The 3,097-nt window shown below is 49.6% G+C and carries 2 protein-coding genes and 1 pseudogene; 1 reads left to right on the top strand and 2 read right to left on the bottom strand.

Going from position 1 to position 3,097, the window contains the following annotated elements; genetic code table 11:
- Nucleotides 1-735, bottom strand: coding sequence for an IS66 family transposase (tnpC, locus tag V757_RS17970; RefSeq protein ID WP_245586953.1), 735 nt, complete (start codon nucleotides 733-735; stop codon nucleotides 1-3).
- A gap of 25 nt (nucleotides 736-760) precedes the next feature.
- On the opposite strand from tnpC, the pseudogene sstT reads away from it, so the two are divergent.
- Nucleotides 761-1,294: pseudogene (gene sstT / locus V757_RS17965) on the top strand (serine/threonine transporter SstT); the annotation flags it as partial.
- 204 nt (nucleotides 1,295-1,498) lie between these two features.
- Here the strand turns inward: sstT and V757_RS27405 are convergent.
- The coding region (locus V757_RS27405; protein ID WP_023949721.1) for a YadA family autotransporter adhesin at nucleotides 1,499-3,097 on the bottom strand (1,599 nt) is incomplete at its 5' end.

Here is a 3,097-nt window from a genome sequence, read left to right as displayed (position 1 = left end):
TCAGGCATTATTATCCATCGGCAGTTGAGCGTCTTCCAAGAGGCGCGTCAAGGCAAGCCAATTGTTCAGGCTGTAACGAATGGCTTTGGCGATCGCCGAGTTCGGCGGCACCAGCTCAAACTGACTACGCAACCACCTTTCTAATTGCTTAAGTGCCGGCTCCATGTGGCGTTGTCGATGGGCTAATCGCTCCGGTGGACTTAAGTTCCTGGCCTCGGCCTCGTAGTGATAAAGTCGTTGGATTTGTTGTAAGGCCTGTTCAGCCACTGAGCTGCCGTTGGCTTGGTAAATATCGTGGAATTTGCGACGCGCATGCGCCCAACATCCCCCCTCAATCACTTGCTCATCGGCAAAGAGGGCTTTATAACCGGCGTAATCATCACACATCAGACTACCGCGCCAATCGCCTAAGAATTCGCGGGCATGAGCGCCTGAGCGACCTGGCTTAAAGTCATAAATCACCGCTTTCATCTGCTCATAAGCACCCGGGGCATAGACCCAGAAATAACCACGTTGCGTTTTGCCCTTTTTATGGTGCATGTAAGTGATGGGGGTCTCATCGGCATGCAATACCGAATGCGAGAGCACCTCTTGGCGTAAAGCATCAACGAGCGGTTGTAACTGTGCGCCACAGGTGCCTACCCAATCCGCCAGCGTAGAACGGGCAATGCGTACACCGCTGCGCTCAAAGATGGCTTCTTGACGGTGCAACGGCAGATGGTCAGCATACTTCATGATCAGTACTGTCGCCAGCAGTCCGGTCGTTGCCAACCCGCTCATCGTATGGTTCAAAATCCGCCAAAATCCCTATCCATTGGTGATGCAGTGTTTAGCTGAAAGTGGTTTAATGGCATTCTTCTCACGCAGCTCTGCAGCCAATATCCCAGTCAATATGGATTTAGCTAAAAAGCTTGGCTTACGTGAGGAAACCTATTCCGTATCCATCCCCTTAGGTGCCACCATTAATATGGCTGGTGCAGCAATTACCATCGCCGTCTTAACCCTAGCCGCTGTGCATACCCTAGGTATTGAGGTAGATATTGCGACCGCCTTTTTACTGAGCTTACTGGCTACGGTTGCCGCTTGTGGCGCCTCCGGCGTTCCTGGTGGCTCATTACTGCTGATTCCAATGGCCTGCAGCTTATTCGGTGTCAGTAATGAAATCGCAGCACAGGTGATTGCTATTGGTGTCACCATCAGTGTGATTCAAGACTCGGTTGAAACGGGCTTAAACTCTTCAACCGACGTACTTTTCACCGCTGCTGCCGATATTGCTGAGCGTCGCAAGGCTTAGGCATTGTGCCTAGCTAATTGCTACGCTCGATATAAAGCGATTGCTTCTTGTAAGAATTAAGGCACCGACTCGTCGGTGCCTTACTATTTAAGCTTTGATACCACCGCATGGGCGGACGATTGAGCAGTTTGAAATCAAGCCATTGCTAGCATCAAAGGCCGCGCAATGGCTTGAAGTCAGCTTATTCAGGTCCTCAATGGCAAGTTACCACTGATAACCCACGCCGGCGCCGTAAGTTACATCACCACGTGTATTACCAGAGACAGAGCTCTTAATAATCCACTTACCGTTATCGGAGATGGTGGATAACCCAGCGGCGTAACCATGCTCACCACGATGACCAGCACTGGCAATCGCAAACATGCTCTTACCAGGTAGATAGGCTTGCGGTAAGTTCGCCATTGCTGCTGCAGAGGCGGTACCAGCGCGAGCCTCACGATCCACGCGGTGAATTTCATTACCTAGGTGGTTCACTACATTATTAAAACCACCGACAGCCGCTTTTAACTGGCTAACATTTACTGCGTCGGTATCTGCCTTTCCAGCCGCAACGTTTGTGATCTGCTTGCCACCCGCATTAATGCCTCCCGCGCTTAAGCTAACGTCACCTACTGTAATGCCGGTATTCGTCACTTTTACATCACCAACACTGATGCTATCAAAACTAACATCCTTGGCTAAGGCAAAGGTAAACTGCGTGCCTTCTTGCTTCAAGGTCAAGTTATCACCTGCCTCGAAGGTCACGGTATTACTTGCTTTCACCAGCTGATTGCTAAACTCGGCACCTGGATCGGCTTTATTACCGGCACCTATCACGTTAAAGCCTGTGCTATTAATCGCTGACTGAACTGTATCCGCCGTCACTAAAGCACCAGGCGTAACCGGTGTACCCACGGTACCATCTGTCGTGGTGTTAAAGGTCGTGGTCTTCGCTGCGATGGCACCACCAACTGTCGTCATGGTTGTACCGTCCGTCTTGGCTGAAACCGTGTACTCCGTGCTTTTATCCACTAACTGTTTAGACTCAACAGTCACACCATCACCAGCAACCAGCTTGGTGGACGATGCCTTCACTTGAGCCTCAACTGCTTTTAGCTGACTAACATTCACCGCATCGGTATCTGCCTTTCCAGCCGCCACGTTCGTGATCTTCGTATTACCCGCATTAATGCCTTCGGTGGTTAGACTTACATCACCGGCGGTAATGCCTGTGTTGCTCACTTTTACCTTATCACCGACGCTTAGGCCATCGTTATTCAGTGACGTCTCGCCGGCTTTGACACTATTAATGTCAAGATCTTTCGCTAAGGCAATACTAATATTAGTGTTACCACCTTCCTGACTAATCTCCGTCTGAATATTCTGATCTTTACCTTTAATCGCCACGGTAGAACCTAGCTTAGAGGTTTTAGAACCACCGTTATCGGCATTAAAGTTAAGACCTTTGTCTACATTTGCCTCAACAGTTTTAAGCTGACCAACATTCACCGCATCGGTATCTTTCGTACCAGTCGCCACGTTCGTGATCTTCGTATTACCCGCGTCAATGCCTTTGTCGTTCACTTTTACCTTATCACCGACCGTCACGCTATTAAAGCTAACGTCTTTTGCTGTCGCAAAGGTAAAATGTGCACCATCCTGCTTCAAGGTTAAGTTATCACCTGCCTCGAAGGTCACGGTATTACCTGCTTTCACCAGCTGCTTATTAAACCCACCACTTGGATCAGCTTTATTACCGGCACCAATCACGTTAAAGCCTGCGCTATTAATCGCTGACTGAACTGTATCCGCCGTCACTAAAGC

Source organism: Pelistega indica, assembly GCF_000506865.1.
Lineage (GTDB): Bacteria > Pseudomonadota > Gammaproteobacteria > Burkholderiales > Burkholderiaceae_B > Taylorella > Taylorella indica.
This window is presented reverse-complemented; position numbering and strand designations above follow the sequence as displayed.

What these genes read in the sequence shown, in the direction of transcription:
- tnpC (WP_245586953.1), bottom strand. Translation starts at nt 735, where the DNA reads ATGAAGTATGCTGACCATCTGCCGTTGCACCGTCAAGAAGCCATCTTT.